17 protein-coding genes and 1 pseudogene are annotated in these 21247 nt (G+C 69.9%); 8 read left to right on the top strand and 10 right to left on the bottom strand.

Translation table 11 applies throughout. From position 1 onward, the window contains the following. Positions 1 to 3137 precede the first annotated feature (3137 nt). The 5 genes from ACIQU6_RS27735 to ACIQU6_RS27715 all read right to left on the bottom strand — a co-directional run bounded on the left by ACIQU6_RS27735 (position 3138) and on the right by ACIQU6_RS27715 (position 9196). Positions 3138 to 4253, bottom strand: a complete 1116-nt coding sequence (locus tag ACIQU6_RS27735; protein ID WP_403484400.1) for an ALF repeat-containing protein — start codon at positions 4251 to 4253, stop codon at positions 3138 to 3140. 53 nt (positions 4254 to 4306) lie between these two features. Further along, entirely contained in the window at positions 4307 to 4969 is a 663-nt protein-coding gene (locus tag ACIQU6_RS27730) for an RICIN domain-containing protein (protein ID WP_403484399.1), read from the bottom strand. Between the two features lie 120 nt (positions 4970 to 5089). Continuing rightward, positions 5090 to 5644: an RICIN domain-containing protein gene (locus ACIQU6_RS27725; protein WP_403484398.1), complete on the bottom strand. Its 555-nt coding sequence runs from the start codon at positions 5642 to 5644 to the stop codon at positions 5090 to 5092. A gap of 53 nt (positions 5645 to 5697) precedes the next feature. Then, the gene (locus ACIQU6_RS27720; protein WP_403484397.1) at positions 5698 to 7290 is read right to left on the bottom strand and encodes an AbfB domain-containing protein; all 1593 of its coding nucleotides are present in this window, start codon (positions 7288 to 7290) and stop codon (positions 5698 to 5700) included. 913 nt (positions 7291 to 8203) lie between these two features. Continuing rightward, entirely contained in the window at positions 8204 to 9196 is a 993-nt protein-coding gene (locus ACIQU6_RS27715; RefSeq protein ID WP_403484396.1) for an FG-GAP repeat domain-containing protein, read from the bottom strand. A gap of 1140 nt (positions 9197 to 10336) precedes the next feature. Between ACIQU6_RS27715 and ACIQU6_RS27710 the strand changes: the two genes are divergently transcribed. Further along, complete coding sequence (locus ACIQU6_RS27710; RefSeq protein WP_403484395.1) at positions 10337 to 11506, top strand: hypothetical protein; 1170 nt, start codon at positions 10337 to 10339, stop codon at positions 11504 to 11506. 532 nt (positions 11507 to 12038) lie between these two features. Then, complete coding sequence (locus ACIQU6_RS27705; RefSeq protein ID WP_403484394.1) at positions 12039 to 12353, top strand: type II toxin-antitoxin system Phd/YefM family antitoxin; 315 nt, start codon at positions 12039 to 12041, stop codon at positions 12351 to 12353. 57 nt (positions 12354 to 12410) lie between these two features. Here ACIQU6_RS27705 and ACIQU6_RS27700 read toward each other — a convergent pair whose 3' ends face one another. After that, positions 12411 to 13358 carry a M28 family metallopeptidase gene (locus ACIQU6_RS27700; protein ID WP_403484393.1) on the bottom strand — a complete coding sequence of 316 codons (948 nt, stop codon included), beginning with the start codon at positions 13356 to 13358 and terminating at the stop codon, positions 12411 to 12413. Between the two features lie 521 nt (positions 13359 to 13879). Here ACIQU6_RS27700 and ACIQU6_RS27695 point away from each other — a divergent pair. The 6 genes and pseudogenes from ACIQU6_RS27695 to ACIQU6_RS27670 all read left to right on the top strand — a co-directional run bounded on the left by ACIQU6_RS27695 (position 13880) and on the right by ACIQU6_RS27670 (position 18635). After that, positions 13880 to 14182 carry an urease subunit gamma gene (locus tag ACIQU6_RS27695; protein WP_274911893.1) on the top strand — a complete coding sequence of 101 codons (303 nt, stop codon included), beginning with the start codon at positions 13880 to 13882 and terminating at the stop codon, positions 14180 to 14182. A gap of 17 nt (positions 14183 to 14199) precedes the next feature. After that, positions 14200 to 14505: pseudogene (locus ACIQU6_RS27690) on the top strand (urease subunit beta); the annotation flags it as partial. A gap of 115 nt (positions 14506 to 14620) precedes the next feature. After that, positions 14621 to 16342: an urease subunit alpha gene (locus tag ACIQU6_RS27685; RefSeq protein WP_403484392.1), complete on the top strand. Its 1722-nt coding sequence runs from the start codon at positions 14621 to 14623 to the stop codon at positions 16340 to 16342. Positions 16343 to 16384: 42 nt separating this feature from the next. Further along, positions 16385 to 17059: an urease accessory protein UreF gene (locus tag ACIQU6_RS27680; protein ID WP_403484391.1), complete on the top strand. Its 675-nt coding sequence runs from the start codon at positions 16385 to 16387 to the stop codon at positions 17057 to 17059. 62 nt (positions 17060 to 17121) lie between these two features. Then, on the top strand, positions 17122 to 17817 hold the full coding sequence (gene ureG / locus ACIQU6_RS27675) for an urease accessory protein UreG (protein ID WP_403484390.1): 696 nt from the start codon (positions 17122 to 17124) through the stop codon (positions 17815 to 17817). Beyond that, positions 17814 to 18635 (top strand): urease accessory protein UreD, encoded by an 822-nt coding sequence (locus ACIQU6_RS27670; protein ID WP_403484389.1) that lies wholly within the window; start codon positions 17814 to 17816, stop codon positions 18633 to 18635. The genes ureG and ACIQU6_RS27670 overlap by 4 nt, the downstream gene beginning before the upstream one ends. A gap of 33 nt (positions 18636 to 18668) precedes the next feature. Here the strand turns inward: ACIQU6_RS27670 and ACIQU6_RS27665 are convergent, their stop codons facing one another. From ACIQU6_RS27665 to ACIQU6_RS27650, 4 genes are all read right to left on the bottom strand, one after another. Next, positions 18669 to 19043, bottom strand: a complete 375-nt coding sequence (locus ACIQU6_RS27665; protein WP_403484388.1) for a hypothetical protein — start codon at positions 19041 to 19043, stop codon at positions 18669 to 18671. A gap of 126 nt (positions 19044 to 19169) precedes the next feature. Then, positions 19170 to 19565, bottom strand: a complete 396-nt coding sequence (locus ACIQU6_RS27660; RefSeq protein WP_403484387.1) for a roadblock/LC7 domain-containing protein — start codon at positions 19563 to 19565, stop codon at positions 19170 to 19172. Positions 19566 to 19635: 70 nt separating this feature from the next. Then, positions 19636 to 20487, bottom strand: a complete 852-nt coding sequence (locus tag ACIQU6_RS27655) for a hypothetical protein (protein ID WP_403484386.1) — start codon at positions 20485 to 20487, stop codon at positions 19636 to 19638. An 8-nt stretch (positions 20488 to 20495) separates the two neighbouring features. After that, entirely contained in the window at positions 20496 to 20882 is a 387-nt protein-coding gene (locus tag ACIQU6_RS27650) for a hypothetical protein (protein ID WP_403484385.1), read from the bottom strand. Between the last annotated feature and the right edge of the window lie 365 nt (positions 20883 to 21247).

Here is a 21247-nt window from a genome sequence, read left to right as displayed (position 1 = left end):
CTGGCGAGTTTGTCTGCGGCGTCGGCGTCCTTTTCCGCCTGGGCTGCCGCGCCCTGGGCGACGCTGGCTTCGTGTTCGGCCTGGTTGGCGGCGCTGTTGGCTGCGGCGGCGTGTTGGTCTGCTTCGGCGGCGGCCTTGCGGGCTCGTGCGGCTTCGGCCTCGGCTTCGTTGGCTGCCTTGCGTGCGGCTGCCGCGTCCTTGGCGGCCTGGTTGGCGGCCTGGCGGGCAAGGTCGGCGTCGCCCTTGGCCTGGGCTTCGGCCTTGTTGGCGGATGCTGCGGCGGCCCTGGCCTTGGCGCCGTCGGCGGCTGCTTCGGCGGCGGACTTCATGGCGGCGGCCGCGGAACGTGCGGCGTTGGCCGAGGAACGGGCTGCGTCGGCGGCGGCCTTGAAGGCCGGGGCAACCTGGGCGCCTGCCCGCTTGGCGGCCGCTTCGGCGGCCTCGGCGGCCTTGACCGCTTCAGCGGCCTTGGCCTCGGCAGCCTTGACCTGGTCCTCGCCGGTCTCCTGGGCAGCCTTGGCGACTTCGGCGGCGAAGTCGGCGTCGACGTCCTTGCCGGAGAACGGTGCCGTCAGCTCGATGGCAGTGTTGGCCGGGTCGGCGATGCCGGCCGCGGTGGTTCGGGCAGCCCCGGACGCCTGGACGGCGATGGTGGACTGAAGCCTGGCCATGGCCGCTTCACGGACCGCGCCTTCGGCTTCGTCCTTGGTGCGGTTGGCCGCCTGCAGGGCCTGGTTGGCGTGGATGGCGGCCTGTCCGGCCAGGCGGGACGCCTCGTGCGCGGCGATGCCGGCGCGCGCTTCCTGGGCGGTGGCCTCGGCTGCCTTGGTGTTGGCCTTCAGCGCTGCGGCGATGGTGGCCTGGTACTCGGCTTCGGCCTTGTTGGCCGCGGCGTTGGCGTTGGCGGCGGCCGCTTCGGCGTTGTTGGCGGCGTGGTTGGCGCGTGCGGCGTGCGCGCCGGCCTCGGCAGCGGCTGCCCGTGCTCGGGCTGCGGCGCCTGCGGCCTCGGTGGCCGCGGAGCGGGCGCGTACCGCGGCGCCGCTGGCGGTGTCGGCGGCGCCGCGAGCCTGGCTGGCCGCCGCGCCGGCGGTGTTGGCGTCCGCCCGTGCTGCCTCTGCGGCGGCATTGGCCTGGCCGGCGGCTGCGGTGCCGCGGCCCGAGGCGGCCATTGCCTCAGTTGCCTTGGCCCGCGCCTCCTTGGCCTGGTGGTTCTGTTCCGCCTTGAACGCCGCGTTGCGCGCGTTGCGGGCGTTGGTCTCCTCGCTGCGGGCCTTTTCGTCCGCCTTGGCGGCGATGCCTTCCTTCTCGGCGGCGCTGGCGCGTGCCGAGGCCGCCGTGGCTGCGGCCGCCTGGGCCTGCGCGCGGGCCGCGGCTGCGGTGCGGGCTTCGGCCTCGGCACGTGACCGTGCCGCAGCCGCCTTGTCGCGTTCGCGTTCGGCGCGGGCGCGTGCCTGGGCGGCCAAGTTGCGCTCTCGTTCGGCGATCGCGCGCTGTTCGGCGGCTATCTTGGCTTGGCGCTGGGCCTCGACGCGGGCCTCACGGGTCTTCTTTGCGTGCTCCCAGGCTTCCTTCTCGGCCTTCTCGGCGTCGAGGCGGGCCTGCTTGGCCCGGGAGGCAGCGTTCGCGGCGACCTTGGCCTGCTTGTCGGCGGCCGTGGCCAGTTGGGCTGCCGCCTTGGCGTTCTCCTCGGCGTTGGCTCGCCACTTCTTGGCCTGCTGCTCGTGCGCTTCGGCGGCGTTCTTGCCGTCCAGCGCCGCGGCGTCGGCGGCGGTGGCGTCCACGGCGTGCTGGGCGGTCTGGGCGGCCTTGGCCGCCGCGTCCGCCGCTTCCGCGATGCCCGAGGCGACCTCGGACCACTGCGTGCCGTAGGTCAGGCCGGTCTCCACCAGGACGTCGGCCTGCACCTTGGCCTGGCCTGCCGCGACCTTCGCCTGCTTGGCCGCCGCGGTGGCATAGCCGACCTGGCGTTCGACCTCGGCCTTGACGTTGTCGTAGGAGGACAGGTGCTTGCCCGCGCGGTCGGCCGAGAGCATCCGGTCGGCTTCACGCGATGCCTGGGCCGCCAACGTCATGGCGTTGGAGGCATCCTTGAGGGCCTTGACCGCGTCGCCGTGCAAGGCGATGAGCTGAGTGCGGGCCTCCGCCGCGCGCTTGGCCTTCTCGGCCAGCTCACGCAGCTTCTCCGCGGCCTCCTGAGCCTCCTTCTGAGCCTTCTCCTGGGCCTCCCGGGCATCGGCGTCCTTCTTTGCCGCGATCTGGTAGCCCTTTTCCAGGAACTCCTCGATGGCCTTGTCGGTGCCGGCGGCCAGCGCTTCCTGGGCGGCCTTCTTCACCTCCGGGCCGCCGTTGGCCGCCAACAGCTCCACGCGCTTGCGGAGTTCGGCCGCGCGCTCCTTGGCGTTCTTCTCGTCCGTCTGGTCCTTCTGGCGGGCGATCTCCGCGCCGAACGCCAAGAAGTCCTCACGGTCCTTGGCCGTGGCCTTCGGGCCCAGAACGCGTTCGACCTCGGCGTTGAAGGTCGGCCCGCCGGTGCCGCGCATCGCCTCGATCTTCTTGCGATTCGCGGCGTCGGTGCCGTTCTTCTTGTCCTTGGCGCGCTGGCGGGCCTCGGCCTCGCCGTGCTCCAGGAATTCCCGGATCGCGTTCGGGTCGTCGCTCTCCAGGGCCTTCCTGGCGGCCTCCTGGACCTCCTCCTCCTCGTCGAACTCCGCGAAGTCCTCGACGAGTTGCCGATCCCGCTCCGCGCTGATCCGGTCAAGCTCCGAACGCGGAGCAGCCGCCTTGGTGGCGGACGACTTCGGCAGCGAGTCGGCTACCCGGTCCAGTGCTGAGATCGCCTCGGCGAAGTCGGACCTCTGCGCCGCGTTCCGTGCGTGCTCGGTGGTCGCGGCAGTTGCCTGGCTCGTCATGCCGCCCAGCAGCGCCACGACCACCGTTGCGGTCACCGTCTTACGTGCTATCCCGGCGACAGTGTCGCCGCGTAGCTTTCCGACCCTTGGCCGGAATCTACCCATCACGGGAAGAAACCCCCTTGAAACGAAATGGATAAACAGAAAGACCCCCGCCCCGCAGCAGTGAGCAGGGCAGGGGAAGCCGGCCGACGCGCAACCTGCGCGTCGGCCGATCGCTTGGGAAGATCAGCCCTTGAGGCGGCTTTCCGCTGCCTGGGCACGGTCGTACATGTCCCGCCAGAACGTGGCGGTTTCGACCGCGTCCGCCTGCTCCTTGGCCCAACTCTCTTCGGTGGCATCGGCCGGGTCGGCGATGTTCTTCCAGATCCCGTCCGCGGCGTCCTTGGCGAGCTGGGCGACCTTCTTCCAGTTCTCCGCCTGGGCCATGGCCGTGGCCTGCTCGGCCTGCCACGCCTTCTGCGCGGCCCCTGCGTGCTCGGCAACGGCCTGCCAGGCCCGCTCGGCCTCGGCCCGCGCCTCCGCCGCGTCGGCCGAGCCCTGCACCGCGGCCTCGGCCGTCTCCGCCTGCTCGATCAGACGGGACAGGGCGTGATGCCGGCCCCGCTCCGCGTCAGCAGTCCGCAGCCGGTGCTCCTCCAGGTCCAACGTCGCGCCAGTCACCCAGCCGTAACCGAAGAACTCCGCGACGTCCGCGTCGGTCGCGCCGGATCGCAGTGCCCACTGAGCCGCCACCCGTACTTGCGCGCCCGGGTCGTTCTCAGCGAGCGCACGCACGAACTCCCGGTCCGCGGCGACGACTTCCAGCTTGTGCTGCTCGTTCGCCTCACGGGCAACCCGGTCACGCTGCCGCGCCTGGTCGTACCCCGTCTTGACGAAGGCGGCCCGGTCCGCGTCGGTGCCCTTCAAAGCGCGAGCGGCTGCGGCGCGCACCTCGGGAGAGAAACCGACGGTGTGGGTCTGCACGACACGTTCGCAGAACGCCTTGTTGCGTGCCCGGGTGTCCCGCAGCCGCTTCTTGGCGTAGTCATAGCCGCCGCCGGGCGCCAGCCATTCCGCGATCGCCTCGTCCCCACGGGAGTTGCGCAGCACGTTCCACGCCGAGGTGCGGATCTCGGCAGGAAGCCGAGACTTCGCCAGGCGCTGCACGTAGCTCCGCGCCTCCTCGGCCGCTGCGGCCTTGGCCAACGCGGCCGGGTCAGCGGACTGATCCGTCGACTGACCGGTCGAAACGGCGGCAGCCACTGAGGCGTCGGCCCAGGCAGGAGACACCGTCACGCAGGCGACCCCACCGGCCAGCAGACCCGCCGCCACCGCCTGCGCGACCCACAACTTACGGCTCACAGCCGACCTTTCAGAAACAGAAGATTCATTGCGGTGATCCAGCGAGGGCGCGGTCACTTGACCGGCAGGACTCGCCACAGCTGCGCGTCGGTCTGGTTGCAGTACCACTGCTGGGCCTGGACGCCGTCGTCCTTCTTGCCGTGGTCGATGTCCAGGCAGCGGTCCGGGGTGTGCAGGGGGCGCAGTTGGAAGAGCTTGCTGACGGGGTCGACCAGGACCATCCGCCAGCGCAGCTGGGCGCCACCACCGCTACAGCCCCACTGCTGCACCCGGGCGCCGACCTGGGTGCCGCTGTTCTCCACCTCAAGACACTTGCCGCTGTGCTCGTTGCGCAACACGAAGGACGAGTCGACGGTGGGTATGGCGCGCCACTGCTGTGCCTGGCCCTCGTTGCACGTCCACTGGAGCGCGGCCGCGCCGTTGTCCTTGCTGGCGGAGTCAATACCAAGGCACTTGCCGCTCTCCGGAAGCTGCAGCCGGACAGTGTCGCCCTTGTCCGAAGCGGCGTCCTTGGCGGTCTGAGCCTTCTTCGCGGCCTCACGGGCAGCTTCGAGGGCCTTGTTAGCGGCGTCATCCGCGCCCTTGTTCGCGGCCTGAGCAGCCTTCGAAGCGCTCTTCGCGTCATCGACAACGCTCGCGTACGCGGTGGATGCGCCGACGGTCAGTGCGGTGAGGCTGCAGGCGGTGGCCAGGGCCGCTCGGATGGTCCGAGACATCTGGGAGTCCGTTTCTTCTCGATGGGTGGGCAGCCCAACGGGGTTGGGCGAGATGCGGTGTCTGGTGGCGTCGAGCCGGTCGCCAGACGGCGACGACCGGCTCGACGGAAGCTGACGAGGTCAGGCCTTGGCCGGCTTGAGCTGCCAGCGCTGCGCGGCGGCGCCGGTGCAGTACCAGCTCTGCGCATTGGCGCCGTCCGCGACACTGCCGTCCTTGATATCCAGGCAACGCAAGTCAGCGTGCACGGGCCGCAGTTCGTACAGCTCCTTGGCGACGTCGACCATTACCAGACGCCAGCGCATCTGGTTGCCGTCGACGCACCACCACTGCTGGACATTGGCCCCGGCCTGGGTGCCGCTGTTCTCCACCTCAAGGCACTTGCCGCTGTGCTTGACCCGCACCTCGAAGGTCGCCGAGCCGGTGGGCACGAGCTCGAAGAGCTGGTTGTCCGCGTCGTCGGCGCACTTGGACTGCATCGCGTTGGCGCCGTTGCGGAAACTGCCGTCGGCGATGGTCAGGCACTTGCCACTGTGCGACGCCTGCAACTGCACGACCGACGTCTGACCGGCAGCTGCACGGGGCGTGTCCGTATCGGCGTGCGCGGTGGTGACGCTGCCGGCCAGCGCGGCGACGCCGGCGCCGATGGCCAGCGCGGCTCGGGTGATCCGGGACATGGGGGTGTTCCGTTCTTCTTGCTTCTTGGGGAGGGGACTCGGCGGGCGGAGCGTCAGCGCGCGAGCGGGGCGGAGATCTTCCAGGTGGCGTCCTGGGCGAAGTCCTTTACGGCCTCGTAGCGTTGCTTGCCGCTCTTGTCGGCCGCGTAGAGGTCACCCTGGAACTGCCGCAGCCAGCGCCCCGGCTGGCTCGCCGACTCAAACGACGTGCCCGAGCCCGTCAGGCCCTTGCGGGCACACCAGGTGGCGTCCTTGCGGAACGCCGCACTCTCATCGTCGGCGGCCATCCGCACCCGGAAGTTCTTCTGCATCAGGTAGTAGCCGGGCTTGCGCACTGACTCGAAGGAGTAGCAACCGGGCTGTCCGGCAGCCAGGCCCAGCACGATGCTCCAGGTGGCGTCCTCGCGGTCTGCCTGCTTGCCCTTGCTGCTACCAGGGGCCAGGAACGCCTCGCCCTTGTCCGCGTCGGACTGGCGGATGTACCAGCCGCGCAACTGGGCACTGCCCGCCTGGAAGGACTGCCGCGTCGCCCGGGGATACCCCTTCATGAGGAACTCGGTGACGTCTGCGTCGCTTCCGGCCAACGCCTTCTTCGCCGCGGCGACCAGACCGGGGTGGACCCCGGTCTTCTCCGCGCGGGCTTGAATTTGCAGTACCTGCTTCCGGTGGTCCTCGGCCTGCTTCTTGAGGATGTTGTCGTAGTCGAGCTTGTTGGCCTGGGAAGCACCGGTGTGCAGGAACTCCTTCCAGGCAACCGGGTCGGGACTCAGGATCGCCCGCTGTGCCGCGGCGTAGAGCTCGGATTGCTGCTCTTCGGCGGGGGTACGTCGCAGCAGTTCGCGGATGAGATCGTCATCGCTGAGGTTGAGCGCTGCATCGGAGAACGTGATTTTGAACCGCGTCTCGAACAGCGCGAGAGTGGCCTTGCGGTACTTCAGGTCTTCCTTGTGCCGGAGCTCCTCGGCTTCCTTCTCCGCCTTCTCCTTGAGCTCGTTGGTCACGTCACGCTGGTGGGCCTCACGCGCCCCGGTGGTGATGAACTCCTGCCAGGCAGCGGTATCACCGGCCAACGCGCGGGCGGCTGCATCCTTGACCTCCTTGCCGACCGCCGGGTGGTTCATGACGGCGCGGACGAAGTTGTCGTCACTGAGCCCCAGCAGCTCCGGGCTCACAGGTATGCCGACGGTGATCAGAGCCCGCTGCTTGGTCGCCCGAGCCACCCGGTCGGCATCGGCGCGGTCCTTTTCCCGCTGCTTGTCGGCCTCGTACGCCTTGTGGATGCCGGCGACGATGAACCGCACCTGGTCCTCGGCCGAGGTGCCGACCATCATCACTTCCTCGGCCGCCATACGCACCGCCTGCAGGGACTCGCCGGCGTCCCTGGCCTTCTGCCACAGCGCGTGGATGAAGTCGCCGTCGCTCAGGAGCAGTATGTCCGGGCTCGGGTCGAGGTGGACCACGGCCGCGGCATCCACGCGCTGCTCATCGGTGGTGCCGATACCTGCTGCCTGGGCCACCGATTCCGTCGGCGTGGCGAAGGAAACCGGGGCGGCCACGCCGGTGACCGCGGCCAGCGCCGTGGCGGTCACGATCCCGCGCTTGATGGCCCTCCGCATTCCTGCGGAGTTGGTGTGGCTCTTGTCCATTCTGTGTTCAGTAACCCTTCCAGCGTCCCGTGAGAGTCGCCCGATGTTTGCGGGCAGACGGATACGCAGCTTGGAGATTTCAATTGCCGTGATTCGGCGGATAGTTGAAGCGAGCTGCTCGCCTGTTCTGGCTCTTCTCAGGTGCCTGAGCGACCCAGGCGGAGCGGGGGAGGGAGGCCGACGGATCGAGCCTCGAGTCTTGCTTCACGGACCCTGGATGCGCATCCTGGGACCGTTCCGTCCCAGGCGTTCCGGACGGCATCCACTCCCACGGCCCCAAGCGGTTGACGTCTTTGTCGAAGTTCGTCCGCGCAAACCGTACGGTTCTTCGCCGACGCGCCCCATGGGCCTTCCTCTCGAGGCTCCTCGCCCTCGCAGCGGGACCTGGCGCAGGACAAGCCCGACCGCTCCAAGGCGGAGCCCGAAGCCCGCACGGGCCTGGTCTTCACGGTCATGGCTGGTTAAATCCCCCGCTGAGTGCACCCGCCGACGGCGGGCAGCATCTGTAAATATCGGGTCAAGTAAGTATCAGGTGACGATCAATAGTTTCAACACCCTTACATCCGTCCAAGAGGGGCAATCTGTGCCCAGTTAGCGCCCCCTTGGCCTGCAATCTCAACGGCCAGTCGGAAATGACCATCCGTCAGTAGATGGTCGACCCTTTATCAAATCTTGATCAGGGGGAGGTGGCCTTCGGGTACGTGGCCCGCAAGGCCCTCATGAGGGCGCGCACTCACGTTGCCTGGTGGATCGAAGCAATCGCGTTGCCGACCTGCGGCGAATCTCGGGTTGGCGACGGGCTCAGGGGCGTCGACGGCCGGGGCTGTGCAGGAGGCGCCGCGCGGCGCTCGAGCGCGGAAGCCGCACTTCCATCCCGGAAGTGCGGCTTCCGCGTTGGCACAGGGGTGCGGTGTCAGAACATCAACTTGTAAGCGCCGTAGCCCCAGCCGATCTTGACGGGCTTGTCAAACGGATCCGGGGTGTTGCCGTTGCCCTTGTACAGCATCAGGTCGCCACTGGGGGTACGGGCCAGTAGGTCGGTCTTTCCGTCGCCGTCCACATCGCCAGTGGAGAGCAGGTAGTCGTACGAGTTCCAGCCACCGCCGATCTTCTGACGGGCCTCGAAGGGAGCCCTCCAGTTACCGGTGCCCTTGTAGAGCCACAGCACCCCCGACTTGTCGCGGGCAACGACGTCAGCCTTGCCGTCGCCCGTGAGGTCACCCTGGCCGGCGATCTGGGTGTACTGCCCCCAGCCGCCGCCGATCTCGTTCCGCTGGGTCAACCGGCCGTCGGAGTAGGAGAGATAGACATACATCACGCCCGCCTTGTCGATGGCCATGATGTCGGACTCCGAGTTGCCACCGAGGTCGCCAGGGGAGAGGACCTTGTCGTAGATGTTCCAGCCCCCGCCAATGAGGCTGGTTTCGGTCTCGAAATCGTTCTTCGGGGACGTGAAGCGCAGATTGCCGTCACCGTCCCAGGTGTAGAGCCCGTCGACGAAACCGTCCTTGTCACGGTCGACGTTCTGCGCGGCCGTGTAGATGCCCCAGCCCGGCGCTATACGAGTGCGCGGCTCGAACCCGTTGCCGCTCGGCAACTGCTGATAGAGGTCACCGTTGCCCATGACGCCCGAGAAGTGGAAAGACGGGGAGCTCACCGCGCCCGGGGCGCTAAGCGCAGTCGCCGCCATCCGGCTCTGAGGGGCATGCGGGGCCTCGCCCTTGGTGGCCCAGGGGGCGGTCAACTTCAGAGCCTGGGGCTGAATGTTCTGCAAAGACGCCGGGACAGGGGCGGGGCTGTCGGCGACTGCGGTTCCCTCCATCGCGCCCAGCAGGGTTACCGCGAGCGTCGCAGTGGCGATCTGGGCGAGTGCACGGCCACGCTTACGGCCGAAACGGAAACCCACGTACTTCTCCAGTTAGTTGGACATTAGTTGCGTCATGCCTCATAGGGCGTGATGGCATATTATTAACTTAATCTTTACAGAAAGGTGCTGTGTGTCAACCGAGCCCCCAGCTCGCAGGAGGTGGTTCGCCAGCGCCGTCTTGGAAGCGAAATGAGGAAGGGCTCGCCTGGCGACACATGAAAGGCCGTCAACTGAGTGACCAGACAAGAAGGTTGATGGCCCGATTGCTTGTCTGCGCTTCGCCAGTCGCAGTAGCGGTGCCCCTGGCCGCGAGAGCAAGCCTGAGTGTGAGTCCAAGCCGTTACGACTTCGGCATGACAGGGTGAGGCGCCGGATCATCCGGGGCAGGCCAGTTCGCAGTGGGTGCCGAGCCGGTCCCAGATCAGCACGAGCGACATCCAGACACGTCGATTCGATGGACGCCGTCGATCGACGCGTGAAGTCGCGTTCGCCCACATCCGGCGGCTCACCGAGGAGAATCAGCAACTTCGCGAGCTACTCGCCCGTGCGCTCGGCGAACAATGTGCCGCGACGACTCGCACCAGCTCACCACGGGCGGGAACGGGCGATCCCAAGTGGGAGTAACTCACCTGCATCGACTTCATCTCATTGATGCGGTGGGCCAGGAAGATGTTTCATGCGCGGGGTCGGCCCCGTGGAGAGGACAAGCGAGGGCTGGTACGGGCGGGGCACGGTGGATACAACGAGTTGTGAAGGACGTGCGAGGGAGCGGTAGTTGGATCGGATCGGGCCGTACGCCGTGGTGCGGGGGATCGGCGCGGGTGGGGTGGGTACGGTGTATCTGGCCCGGTCGCGCGGCGGGGGTTTTTGATGGCGGTGAAGGTGGCCAGACCGGAGTTGGCCGCGGACGCAGCCTTCCGGGCCGGTTCCGCGCCGAAGCGGACGCGGCGCGCAGAGTCGACGGCTTCCACATGGCACAGGTTGTGGACGCCGACCCGGGCGGAGAGCTGCCCGCAGTATGTCGGGCCACGTACCTGACAAAATTCGCTGGCGCGTACAACCTTCCTGCTTCCACTCTGGTCTCCCATACCGGTACCTACCGCACCGAGCAGGAGCAGGAGCATCTCCATCAACCGCAAGGGCCTGGCCGCCATCGGCTGTGTGGCCCTGATATCCACCGTGTCCGCCGCATGTGGCCCGTTCGAGAAGGTCAGTGCAGGCGTCAAGGTCCAGCAGGGATTCCAGAAACTGGGTGAGCGGAAGGCGCTCACCGCGGAGGTTCGGATCTCGGCGAACGAGCAGCAGATCTGGTCCGCGCTGAAGGGCACCAAGGGCTTCCAGCGCGACTACGCCAAGCTCATGGCCGGCCTCAGGCTCTCCATGTGGTCGGCCCCCGACAAGCCGGTCAAGGACGTCTTCAAGGACCCGGAGGCCAACGTCCACGTCCCGAGCGGATACGTGTTCGCGGTCGATGGCGGGCAGCCCGTTGTGGACGTCCGTTCCGACGGCAAGACGATGTACCAGCGCATGGACTTCCAGCGCCTCGCCAAGCTGACGCCCCAGGGCAGCGCGAACCTCGCGCGCCAGAAGGGCGAGTTGGACAAGTTGCCGTCGCCCTTCAAGGAGATGATGGGCGGGCAGTGGGTGGGCTACGACGTCAAGGACTTCGAGGAGTTCGCGAAGAAGCAGCAGCCCGGCCCCGGTGGCCCCGCCACCCAGCTCAAGGTCGAGGACCAGAAGAAGGTGATGGACGCCTTCGAGAAGGCGTTCATCGACAACGCCGACCTCAAGGACGCGGGCAGTAAGGGCGGCGCGGACCACGTGACGGCCACGGTGCCCGCGAAGAAGGCCATGATGACCCTGGCCAAGGGGCTGGAGCCGATCGCGGAGAAGAACCCGTCCCTCGGTTCCCTGAAGGACAGCGCCGAGGACGTCCCCGAGAAGGACATCACGCTCGACATCGCCCTCAAGGACGGCGCCGTCTGCGAACTGACCCTGAACCTGGCCCAGTTCGCTGACGACGACCAGAAGGTCGACGGGGAGCTGCCGCTGTCCATCGAGCTCAAGAGCGAGGCGCCCGCGTTCAAGGCTCCATCCGACGCCAAGATGGTCAAGCCCAAGGACCTGGAGCGGGCCGTCAGCGATCTGCAGTCGGCCAAGCAGCGCGAGGCCGGTAACGGCGAGGGTTCAGCCTCGGCTGGCGGCAGCTCCGCCGAGATCGAGCGGCAACTGGAGAAGATGCGCAAGCTGGAACGGGAGCACCCCTCCCCGGAGATGACGAAGCTCCGCAAGCAGATGGAGGACCTGCTCGAAATGGCGCGCAGCTCGGAAGCGCGGCAGCGCCCCTGACGGGTGTGAACGCAACGCCTCGCCGATGGGCGGGGCGTCCGCGCTGTCCGACCCGGGGGCCGGGGACATCGGACGCCCCGAAGATGGCGCGGGCTCCACCTGGACCCGATGGGCGCGCTCTGCAGCCTGCCCCAGACGCAGACCGGCAACGGAACTCCGTCGGGAATCTGCGGCTCTGCACGGGCGCACCACCCTGCGTTCCCCCGGCCTACCTGCGACGAGGGATACACCAAGCTCGGGATCACGCCGCCGCGCGTGATGCCCATGGCAGCCTGCCAATGTGGAGGCTTGGCGGATCTCCCCCCAGCCCTGGTGCGTTGACGGACAAGCCCCCGCCCGGCCGGAACTCTGTGGGGGACCGGTGGAGCGGGACGTTCCGCTCCACCGGAGACCCGCCAAGGCTCTCACCGCGTCTCACTCACATATTTCTCACAGACTGGAGCGCACAGGAGCACGTGAGAGCCCCTGACCTGGACATTTACTGTCGTCACAGACCACGGTGGACCAGGTGGACGCGCCGTAGGCTAGGAGCATGGCCTACGAAATTCCGGTGACGCAAGCCCGGGCCGAGCTCGCGGATCTGATCAACCGCGTCGTCTACGGCGGTGAGCGGGTGGTCGTCACCCGTCACGGCAAGCCCCTGGCGGCGCTGGTGTCCGCCGCTGACCTGGAACGACTTGAGGAATGGGGGCGGAGCGAGCGGGCCGAGGAGCAGGACCAGGTGATCAGCACGGTCTCGTCCGTGCGGCCCCTGCCGTCCGCTCCGGGCGAACGCCGCCGCTTCGGGATCGCCGCGGAACACCGCGACCCGGCCGCCGGGGATCGGCGACCGGGTCGGGAGGGATGACCTCGGCGGAGCGCGGGGCGGCCGCGGGGGGCCGCGTCCGTCAGCGCCTCCGGGGCGTCAGGAGCTGAGCTGCCAGACCGCGTTGGCGATGGCGTCCGCGTGGTTGTGCAGCGCGGTGTCGTCGATGTTCTTGGACGTGTCGCAGGCGCGGTGGTAGCAGGGGTCGAACGCCTTGCCCGCGGTGCCGCCCCAGTTCTTCGCCTGGGCGTCGGTCTTGATGTAGTCGGCCCCGGAGAAGAGGCCGCCGACCGGGATGCCGGCGCGCTGGAAGGGGGCGTGGTCGGAGCGGCCGTCGCCCTCGGTGTCCCATTCGGTGGCGATCTTCTTGGTGCCGAACCAGTCGGTGAAGACCTTCGCCAGCTCGTCGTTGTAGTGGTAGACGAAGTAGCCGGGGTTCGGCGAGCCGATCATGTCGAAGTTCAGGTACGCGGAGATCTTCGAGCGGTTGGCGCCCAGCGTGTCGACGTAGTGCCCGGAGCCGACCATGCCGTCCTCCTCGTCGCCCCACCAGGCGAAGCGGAGGTGCTTGGCGGGCTTGAGGTGTTCCTTGGCGACGGCCAGCGCGACCTCCAGGATGCCGGCCGAGCCGGAGCCGTCGTCGTTGATGCCCGGGCCCGCGTCGACCGAGTCGAGGTGCGAGCCGACCATCACCGTCGAGTCCTCGGCGCCGCCCGGCCAGTCGGCGATCAGGTTGTAGCCGGTGGCGCCGCCGCTGGTGAACTCCTGGACGTTGGTGGTGAATCCGGCCGCGTCGAGCTTGCCCTTGATGTAGTCGACCGACGCCTTGTAGCCGGGCTGGCCGTGGGCGCGGGTGCCGCCGTTGGCGTCGGCTATGGACTGGAGCTTGTCGAGGTGGGCCTTGATGCCGGCCACCGGGATGTCCGGCGCGGACTGGGTGCGGGGCGCGGTGGCCTGGGCGACCGCCGTGGTGCCGAGCAGTGCGGCGACGGCGGTGGCGGCGCCGGCGGCGAGGGCCGCGCGGCGCATACGGGGTGAGCGTGACACGGAGGGCTCCGATGCTGTTGTGGGGGGTGAAGCGCAGCGGAATTCTTGACGCGTGCATGAGGATCGCTAGAGGCTTTCCTTGCAGTCAAGGGCGGATATCGGACAGTCGCGTCCGGGCATCGGATTGCCGTCTGGTTTCGGGGGATACTTCCCCTTGATTGCGGGTTATCCCGACCGATTTTCCGCACTCCGGAAGGGGGTTGAGGTGTGGAATTCGCCACCCGAGTTCTCGGGCAACCCCGGAGGTCGGGGTGGGGGGGGGCGCGGTCGCCGGACCGTAACGGCCGGTGATTTCCGGCGGGTTACGCCAGGCGCGACACGGTGCGTGCAATTCCCCGTCCGCCGTAACGGCATCGAAATCTCGCCGAACTACCCTTCCGCCATGAGGGAGTTACTGATCAACTAGTGGAAGTCGGTTTGCTCGCCCTTTAAACATTGTGTGGTACATCTAACTGCGCAGGTATGTTCGCGCCTGTGACCTGGGTAAATGCGCCCGGGTGGAAACCTGTGAGGTGGAACGTATGCAACTGACCCCGCATGAGCAGGAACGGTTGTTGATTCATGTGGCGGCAGACGTGGCCGAAAAGCGGCGGGCCCGGGGTGTGAAGCTCAACCACCCGGAAGCCATCGCCCTGTTGACGGTGCACATCCTCGAAGGAGCGCGGGACGGTCGCACCGTCGCCGAGCTGATGTCCTCCGGGCGCCGGGTGCTCACCCGCGACGACGTCATGGACGGCGTCCCGGAGATGATCCACGACGTCCAGGTCGAGGCCACCTTCCCCGACGGCACGAAGCTCGTCACCGTTCACGAACCCATCAACTGACCACGGGAGCGCAGAAAATGATCCCGGGACAGATCCTCTACGCCGACGAGCCGGTGCGCCTCAACGAAGGCCTCCCCCTCACGCGCATGACCGTCCTCAACTCCGCCGACCGCCCAGTCCAGGTCGGCTCCCACTACCACTTCGCCGAGGCCAACCCCGGCCTCGACTTCGACCGCGTGGCCGCGTACGGCCTGCGGCTGAACGTCGCGGCCGGCTCCGCCGTGCGCTTCGAGCCCGGCATTCCCACCGAGGTCGAGCTGATCCCCATCGGGGGCAAGCGGATCGTCGTCGGGCTGCGCGGTGAGACCGGAGGTCCTCTCGATGTGAGCAGGGGGCACCACCCGGCGGTAGCTGGGGGAATGCGGGAGGCCGCCGGGCCGCAGCCGTGGAACGACCTGCACTCTCGCCGAGCGGGCGGAGAAGCGAACGGAGTTGAAGGTGCCTGAACTGACGCGCCAGGAGTACGCCGACCTGTTCGGCCCCACGGTCGGCGACCGCATTCGGCTCGCCGACACCGACCTGGTCATCGAGATCAGCGAGGACCGCTCCGGCGGCCCCGGCCGGGCCGGTGACGAGGCGGTCTTCGGCGGCGGCAAGGTGATCCGCGAGTCGATGGGCCAGTCGCGCGTCACCCGCGCCGAGGGCGCCCCGGACACCGTGATCACCGGCGCCGTGGTGCTCGACCACTGGGGCATCGTCAAGGCCGACGTGGGCATCCGGGACGGCCGGATCGTCGCGCTGGGCAAGGCCGGCAACCCCGACACCATGGACGGTGTCCACCCCGACCTGGTCATCGGCCCGGAGACCGAGGTCATCGCGGGCAACGGCAAGATCCTCACCGCCGGCGGCATCGACACCCACGTCCACTTCATCTGCCCCCAGCAGGCGGACGAGGCGCTGGCCTCCGGCATCACCACCCTGGTCGGTGGCGGCACCGGCCCCGCCGAGGGCAGCAAGGCCACCACCATCACCCCCGGTGCCTGGCACATCGCCCGGCTCTTGGAGGGCATGGACAACGTCCCGGTCAACGTCGGACTGCTCGGCAAGGGCAACACCATGTCCCTGCCGTCGATGCGCGACCAACTGCGCGCCGGCGTCCTCGGGTTCAAGATTCACGAGGACTGGGGCGCCACCCCCGCCGTCCTCGACGCCTGCCTGTCGATCTGCGAGGAGAGCGGCGCCCAGCTCGCGATCCACACCGACACCCTCAACGAGGCCGGATTCCTCGGCGACACCATCGCCGCCATCGCCGGCCGCTCCATCCACGCGTTCCACGTCGAGGGCGCCGGCGGCGGCCACGCCCCCGACATGATCGCGATGGTCTCCGAGCCCAACGTGCTGCCCGCGTCCACCAACCCCACGCGGCCGCACACCGTCAACACCGTCGAGGAACACCTCGACATGCTGATGGTCTGTCACCACCTCAACCCGGCGGTCCCGGAGGACCTGGCCTTCGCCGAGTCCCGGATCCGGCCCTCCACCATCGCCGCCGAGGACATCCTGCACGACCTCGGCGCCATCTCGATCATGTCCTCCGACGCCCAGGCCATGGGCCGGATCGGCGAGGTCGTGCTGCGCACCTGGCAGACCGCGCACGTCATGAAGCGCCGCCGGGGCGCCCTGCCCGGCGACGGCCGGGCCGACAACCACCGCGCCCAGCGGTACGTCGCGAAGTACACCATCAACGCGGCCCTCGCCCAGGGCATCGACCACGTCGTCGGCTCGGTCGAGAGCGGCAAGCTGGCCGACCTCGTGCTGTGGGACCCGGCGTTCTTCGGCGTCAAGCCCCAACTGGTCATCAAGGGCGGCCAGATCGCCTACGCGCAGATGGGCGACGCCAACGCGTCCATCCCCACCCCGCAGCCGATCCTGCCCCGCCCGATGTTCGGCGCCACCGGCAAGGCCCCGGGCAGCAACTCGTTCAACTTCGTCTCCCAGCAGGCCATCGAGGACGACCTCCCCGAGCGCCTCCCGCTGGCGAAGTCCTTCGAGGCCATCCGTTCCACCCGCGGTGTCAAGAAGGCCGACATGCGCAACAACGACGCCCTGCCGCGCGTCCACGTCGACCCCGACACCTTCACGGTGACCATCGACGACGAGGTGGTCGAGCCGGCCCCCGCCGCCGAACTCCCCATGGCCCAGCGGTACTTCCTCTTCTGACGTACCGTTCATGACGTCACCGAAAGATCCGGAGCACCATCGATGAGTCGCGCTGCGCTGCTCGTCCTCGCCGACGGCCGGTTCCCCGCCGGAGGGCACGCCCACTCGGGCGGCGCCGAACCGGCCGTCACCGCGGGGCACATCAAGGACGCCGCCACCCTCGCGACCTTCTGCCGGGGCCGGCTGCACACCGCGGGTCTGGTCGCCGCGGGGCTCGCCGCCGCGGCCGCCGGGGGCCTGGACCCGCTCGTCCTGGACGACGCCGCGGACGCCCGCACGCCCGTCCCGGCGCTGCGCCAGGTCGCCCGCCGGCTCGGCCGGCAGATGATGCGGGCCGCCCGCGCCACCTGGCCGGGGCCCGAGCTCGACGCGCTGGCCGCGGCCCGCCCGCGCGGCGCCCACCAGCCCGTCGTCCTCGGCCTGGCCGCCCGGTCGGCCGGGCTGACGCCCGTGGACGCCGCCTACGCGGTCGCCTACGAGAACATCAGCGGCCCGGCCACCGCCGCGGTCCGGCTGCTCAGCCTGGACCCGTTCGACGCCACCGCGGTCCTCGCCCGCCTCGCCGACGACCTCGACCAGGTCGCCCGGGCCGGCGCCGACGCCGCGCACCGCGCCGTCACTGAGGGCCCGGACGCCCTGCCCGCCGCCTCCGCGCCGCTGCTCGACATCGCCGCCGAAGCACACGCCGCCTGGCCGGTACGGCTCTTCGCGTCCTGACCCGCCACCCACCCATCCACCGCGCCGCACACCCCGCGGTCCTACGCACCACCGGAGTCACCATGCACCTCGACCACCAGGACGGCTTCCCGCACCGGCACACCTACAGCGCCGCCGAACCGATCCGCTCCGACGGCACCCGGCGCGCCCTGCGCATCGGCCTCGGCGGCCCGGTCGGCACCGGCAAGACCGCCACCGTCGCCGCGCTGTGCCGCGTGCTGCGCGACGAGCTGTCCATCGCCGTCGTCACCAACGACATCTACACCCGCGAGGACGCCGAGTTCCTGCGCCGCGAGGCGGTGCTGCCCACCGAGCGGATCACCGCCGTGGAGACCGGTGCCTGCCCGCACACCGCCATCCGCGACGACATCTCCGCCAACCTCGAAGCCGTCGAGGACCTGGAGGACGCCGTCGGCCCGCTCGACCTGGTCCTCGTCGAGTCCGGCGGCGACAACCTCACCGCCACCTTCTCCAAGGGCCTGGTCGACGCCCAGATCTTCGTCATCGACACCGCCGGCGGCGACGACATCCCGCGCAAGGGCGGCCCCGGCGTCACCACCGCCGACCTGCTGGTCATCAACAAGACCGACCTCGCCCCCTACGTCGGCGTGGACCTCGACGGCATGGCCCGCGACGCCAAGGCCCAACGCGGCGACCTGCCCGTCGCGTTCACCGCCCTCAAGCAGCCCGACGGCGTCAAGCCGGTCGCCGACTGGGTCCGGGCGCAGCTGGCGAACTGGACCGCGGCCCAGGCATGACCACCCGCACCCTCCCGCTCCCCACCGCACCGCAGGCCGCCGCCCTCCCGGCGGCCGGCCTGCGGGCCACCGCCCGCATCGTCGCCCGCGCCGACGAGCCGGGCGGTACCACCCGGCTGCCGGTCCTGGACGGCGGCGGCCCGTTCGCGCTCCGGCGCGTCCAGTCGCACGCCGACCAGGCCCGGGTCTGCCTGGTCGGCGCCATGAGCGCCCCGCTCGGCGGCGACCGGCTGCGCATCGAGGCCACCGCCGAACCGGGCACCTCGCTCCGTGTCACCGCGGCCGCGGCGACCGTCGCGCTGCCCGGTCGGACCGGCGAACCGGCCACCTACGACGTCCACTTGACGGTCGGCGACGGCGCCCGGCTCGAATGGTTGCCGGAACCGCTGATCTCCGCGGGGGGCAGCGACCTGCGGATGACCACCACCATCGACCTCGCGCCCTCCGCCAGCCTGGTGTTCCGCGAGGAACAGGTGCTGGGCCGCACCGGCGAGCACACCGGCGCGCTCCGCAGCCGCCTGACGGTCCGCCAGGCCGGCCGCACCCTCCTCGACCAGGAGACCGCCTACGGCCCCGGAGCCCCCGGCTGGGACAGCTCCGCGGTCCTCGGCGACCATCGTGCCGTCGGTCAACTCCTGCTCTGTGGCTCGGAGTTCGCCGACAGTCCGGCCGAGGTGACGCTGCTTGGCGGGGCCGCCGGCGACGGCGCCGGCCAGGGCGTCCTGGCCCCGCTCGCCGGACCCGCAGCCCTGGCCACCGTGGTCGCCCCCGACGGCCTGACGCTGCGTCGGCTGCTGGACGCGGTCGCGGCCGGCTGAGCTCCCCCAGCTATCGCTGGGAGGTGCCCCCGCTCACACCTCCAGATCGGCCTCCAGGCGGGCGAGACGGTGGCGCGCCAGCGCGAGGTTGGCGCGCTTGCGGTCCAACACCAGGTACAGGAAGAGACCGTTGCCGCTCTTGCCCGTCAGCGGCCGGATGAGGTGGTACTGCGAGGTCAGCGTGATGAGCATGTCCTCGATGGTGCCCTGGAGTTCCAACATCTCCATCGTGCGCAACTTCGCGCGCACCACGTCGGTGTTCCCGGCCGCCGCCACATTGAGGTCGAACGTCTGGGGATCGCCGAGCGTGGCGAGCGCCATGCCGCTGGTGTAGTCGACCAGCGCAACGCCTATCGCGCCCTCGATCGTGGACATCGCTTCGCCGAGGGCGGTTTCCATCTGCGTCATGAGGGTGGGCCTTTCACTGAATTCGGTGGACTGGCTGGATGGGTCGGCAGGTCGGTCGTGCGGGACGGCTGGCCGATGCGGCCGAAACCGTCAATCGCCAAGCAGCGAGGGCTGGTTGACGGCTGTCTAACGGCCCGGCGGGGTGTCGATCAGGGCCGCGATGCGTGTGGCGGTGCGTCGGGCCTGGAGGTGGAGCCGGCCCACGTTGGCCTCCGGGCCCGCCACGGCCGTGAGCACCGCGCGGCTCCCGGCCGCGTACGCCGCGACGTAGCCGCGACTGCCGCGGGTCAGGTACTCCTCGAACCCGCCCTGCCCGGTCGCGTCGGTCAGGCGCTTGGCGACGCCGATGGCCGCGGCGGTGAGCGCGGCCAGGCCGTCGGGTTCGATGTCCGGCAGGTCGTGGGCGATCACCATCCCGTCCGCGCTCGCCACCATGCCGCCGTGCAGATGCCTGATGTGCTCGCGCAGCGCGCGCAGTTCGTCCCGGATCCCGGACGCGATCGCCTCGGTCTCGCTCGTCATCGGTGTTCTGACGCTCCTTCTCCTGGCGCGCATTCCGAATACGCGCCTCATGGGCGGGGTTCACAAGGGTTCACAGGTTCTCCTCCAGTGCGGTGCGCAGGCGGACGAGGAGGGCGACATCCGGATCCGCGGTCTCCAGGACGCCCGGGTCCGGGAGGTGCCACACCGCCGCGGCGTCCCGGCCCCGCCGCTCTTCCCGGAAGGCCCCGGGGCGCCGGCGCGGCAGCCCCGTCGCCACCCGCACCCGCCCGGCCGCGGCCAGCCGCCGCACCTCCAAAAGGGTGCAGAACGCCGACTGGCCCAGCTCATGGGCGAGTTGACCGGGGGTGCGCGCCCCGTCGGCGTGCGCGAGCAGCCGCCGCTGACGGCCGGTCAGGGGCGGACGGCCCGGCTGCTCCGCCGGCAACGGCACCACCGGCGCGCCGTCCGCGGCCGCCCAGGCGCCCAACCGGTCGAGCTGCGCCCGCCGCCGCGCCACCGCGGCCAGCAGCGCGGCCGCGCCGACCGGGCGGATCACCCCCAGCCAGTGCGCGTCGCCCGGGGTGAAGGAGGTGGCCCCGGAGGCCGGCGGCAGGACGAAGCACGCCGCGTCGAGCAGCGCGGCGAGCTGGCAGAGCTCCAGCTCGCCGCGGGTCAACCAGCCCTGTGTGAGCAGGAACTGACCGCCCTGGTGGGTCGTTCCGGCCGCGGCCTGCGCGCGTCGCCAGCACTCCGGCGGCAACCGGCCGGCCCGCGCGAGCCGGGCTCCGATGTCGGGGGCCGCCGGGCACTCGACGCAGTAGACCGCGCCCTCGTGGAGGTAGACGCAGCCGTCGGGGCCGCGCAGGGCGCCGGTGGCCCGTTGGGCGGCGTACCGACCCAACGGGCCGGCCCGGCCGTCGTCACCGATCGGGCCCCGGCGCGGAAGAGGCGTCCCAGCCATGCCGGAGGTCAGTCCGCCGCCGCCAACTCCGCCGCCAATTCCCGCAGTCGCAATCGGGCGATGGCGAGGTTGGCCTGTGCGCGGTCCAGCCAGAGGTGGAGGCAGGTCTGACTGTCGAAGGCGGTGGGCACCAGGCGGATCAGGTGGTAGCTGTTCCCCGCCGTGATGATCAGGTCCTCCAGCGGTTCCCCGTCCCCGCCCGCGGTGTCGAACGTGGCGTTCCGGGCCACCGCCTGCACCACCTCGGCGGCGTCCGCGGCCGCCGCCTCGTGGTCACCGTGCGGGGCCCGCCCGGCGGTGCCCAGCGTCAGCCCGCTCGTCCAGTCGGTCAGACCGGCCCCCTGGACTCCGGGGATCCCCATCGCACGGGCCAACACCTCGTCGATTCCGGGCACTTGACGTCTCCCTCCGACCACTGCGCTCCGCGCTGCCATGCACGACAAAACGCGAGGCCCTCCCACATGGCGGTCCGCGGGAGAGCCTGCCCGGAAGGCTACTGAAGTCGGTACGTACCGCACCCGGCTATACGGGTTGCCGCTGGCAATTGACCGGTTCTCGTCGGTGGGTGTCGCCTTCGTGTTGGGCCTCCCACGTTGTCGGCTCTCCCACCGTGCCGCTGCGCTGGGCTTGCTGCCCACCTCGTCGGCTTTCCCGCCGTGGCGCCTGCGGCGGGCGGTGCCGCTGCGCGGGGCTGTCGGGGTGCGGTGACGGGCCTCCGGGGCAGGGTGTTCGGACTGCTTCGCTTTACGTCCGAACACCC

Source organism: Streptomyces sp. NPDC090442 (genome assembly GCF_044769405.1).
GTDB lineage: Bacteria > Actinomycetota > Actinomycetes > Streptomycetales > Streptomycetaceae > Streptomyces.
Note: the sequence above shows the minus strand (reverse complement) of the source record. Positions and strands in the feature narration are given on the sequence as shown.

Bases quoted from the DNA above. Each gene is read 5' to 3' on its own strand.
- ACIQU6_RS27705 (WP_403484394.1), top strand. From the start codon at position 12,039: ATGGCCTACGAAATTCCGGTGACGCAAGCCCGGGCCGAGCTCGCGGAT.
- ACIQU6_RS27655 (WP_403484386.1), bottom strand. From the start codon at position 20,487: ATGGCTGGGACGCCTCTTCCGCGCCGGGGCCCGATCGGTGACGACGGC.
- ACIQU6_RS27695 (WP_274911893.1), top strand. From the start codon at position 13,880: ATGCAACTGACCCCGCATGAGCAGGAACGGTTGTTGATTCATGTGGCG.
- ACIQU6_RS27720 (WP_403484397.1), bottom strand. From the start codon at position 7,290: ATGGACAAGAGCCACACCAACTCCGCAGGAATGCGGAGGGCCATCAAG.
- ACIQU6_RS27680 (WP_403484391.1), top strand. From the start codon at position 16,385: ATGAGTCGCGCTGCGCTGCTCGTCCTCGCCGACGGCCGGTTCCCCGCC.
- ACIQU6_RS27665 (WP_403484388.1), bottom strand. From the start codon at position 19,043: ATGACGCAGATGGAAACCGCCCTCGGCGAAGCGATGTCCACGATCGAG.
- ACIQU6_RS27730 (WP_403484399.1), bottom strand. From the start codon at position 4,969: ATGTCTCGGACCATCCGAGCGGCCCTGGCCACCGCCTGCAGCCTCACC.
- ACIQU6_RS27725 (WP_403484398.1), bottom strand. From the start codon at position 5,644: ATGTCCCGGATCACCCGAGCCGCGCTGGCCATCGGCGCCGGCGTCGCC.
- ACIQU6_RS27660 (WP_403484387.1), bottom strand. From the start codon at position 19,565: ATGACGAGCGAGACCGAGGCGATCGCGTCCGGGATCCGGGACGAACTG.
- ACIQU6_RS27670 (WP_403484389.1), top strand. From the start codon at position 17,814: ATGACCACCCGCACCCTCCCGCTCCCCACCGCACCGCAGGCCGCCGCC.
- ureG (WP_403484390.1), top strand. From the start codon at position 17,122: ATGCACCTCGACCACCAGGACGGCTTCCCGCACCGGCACACCTACAGC.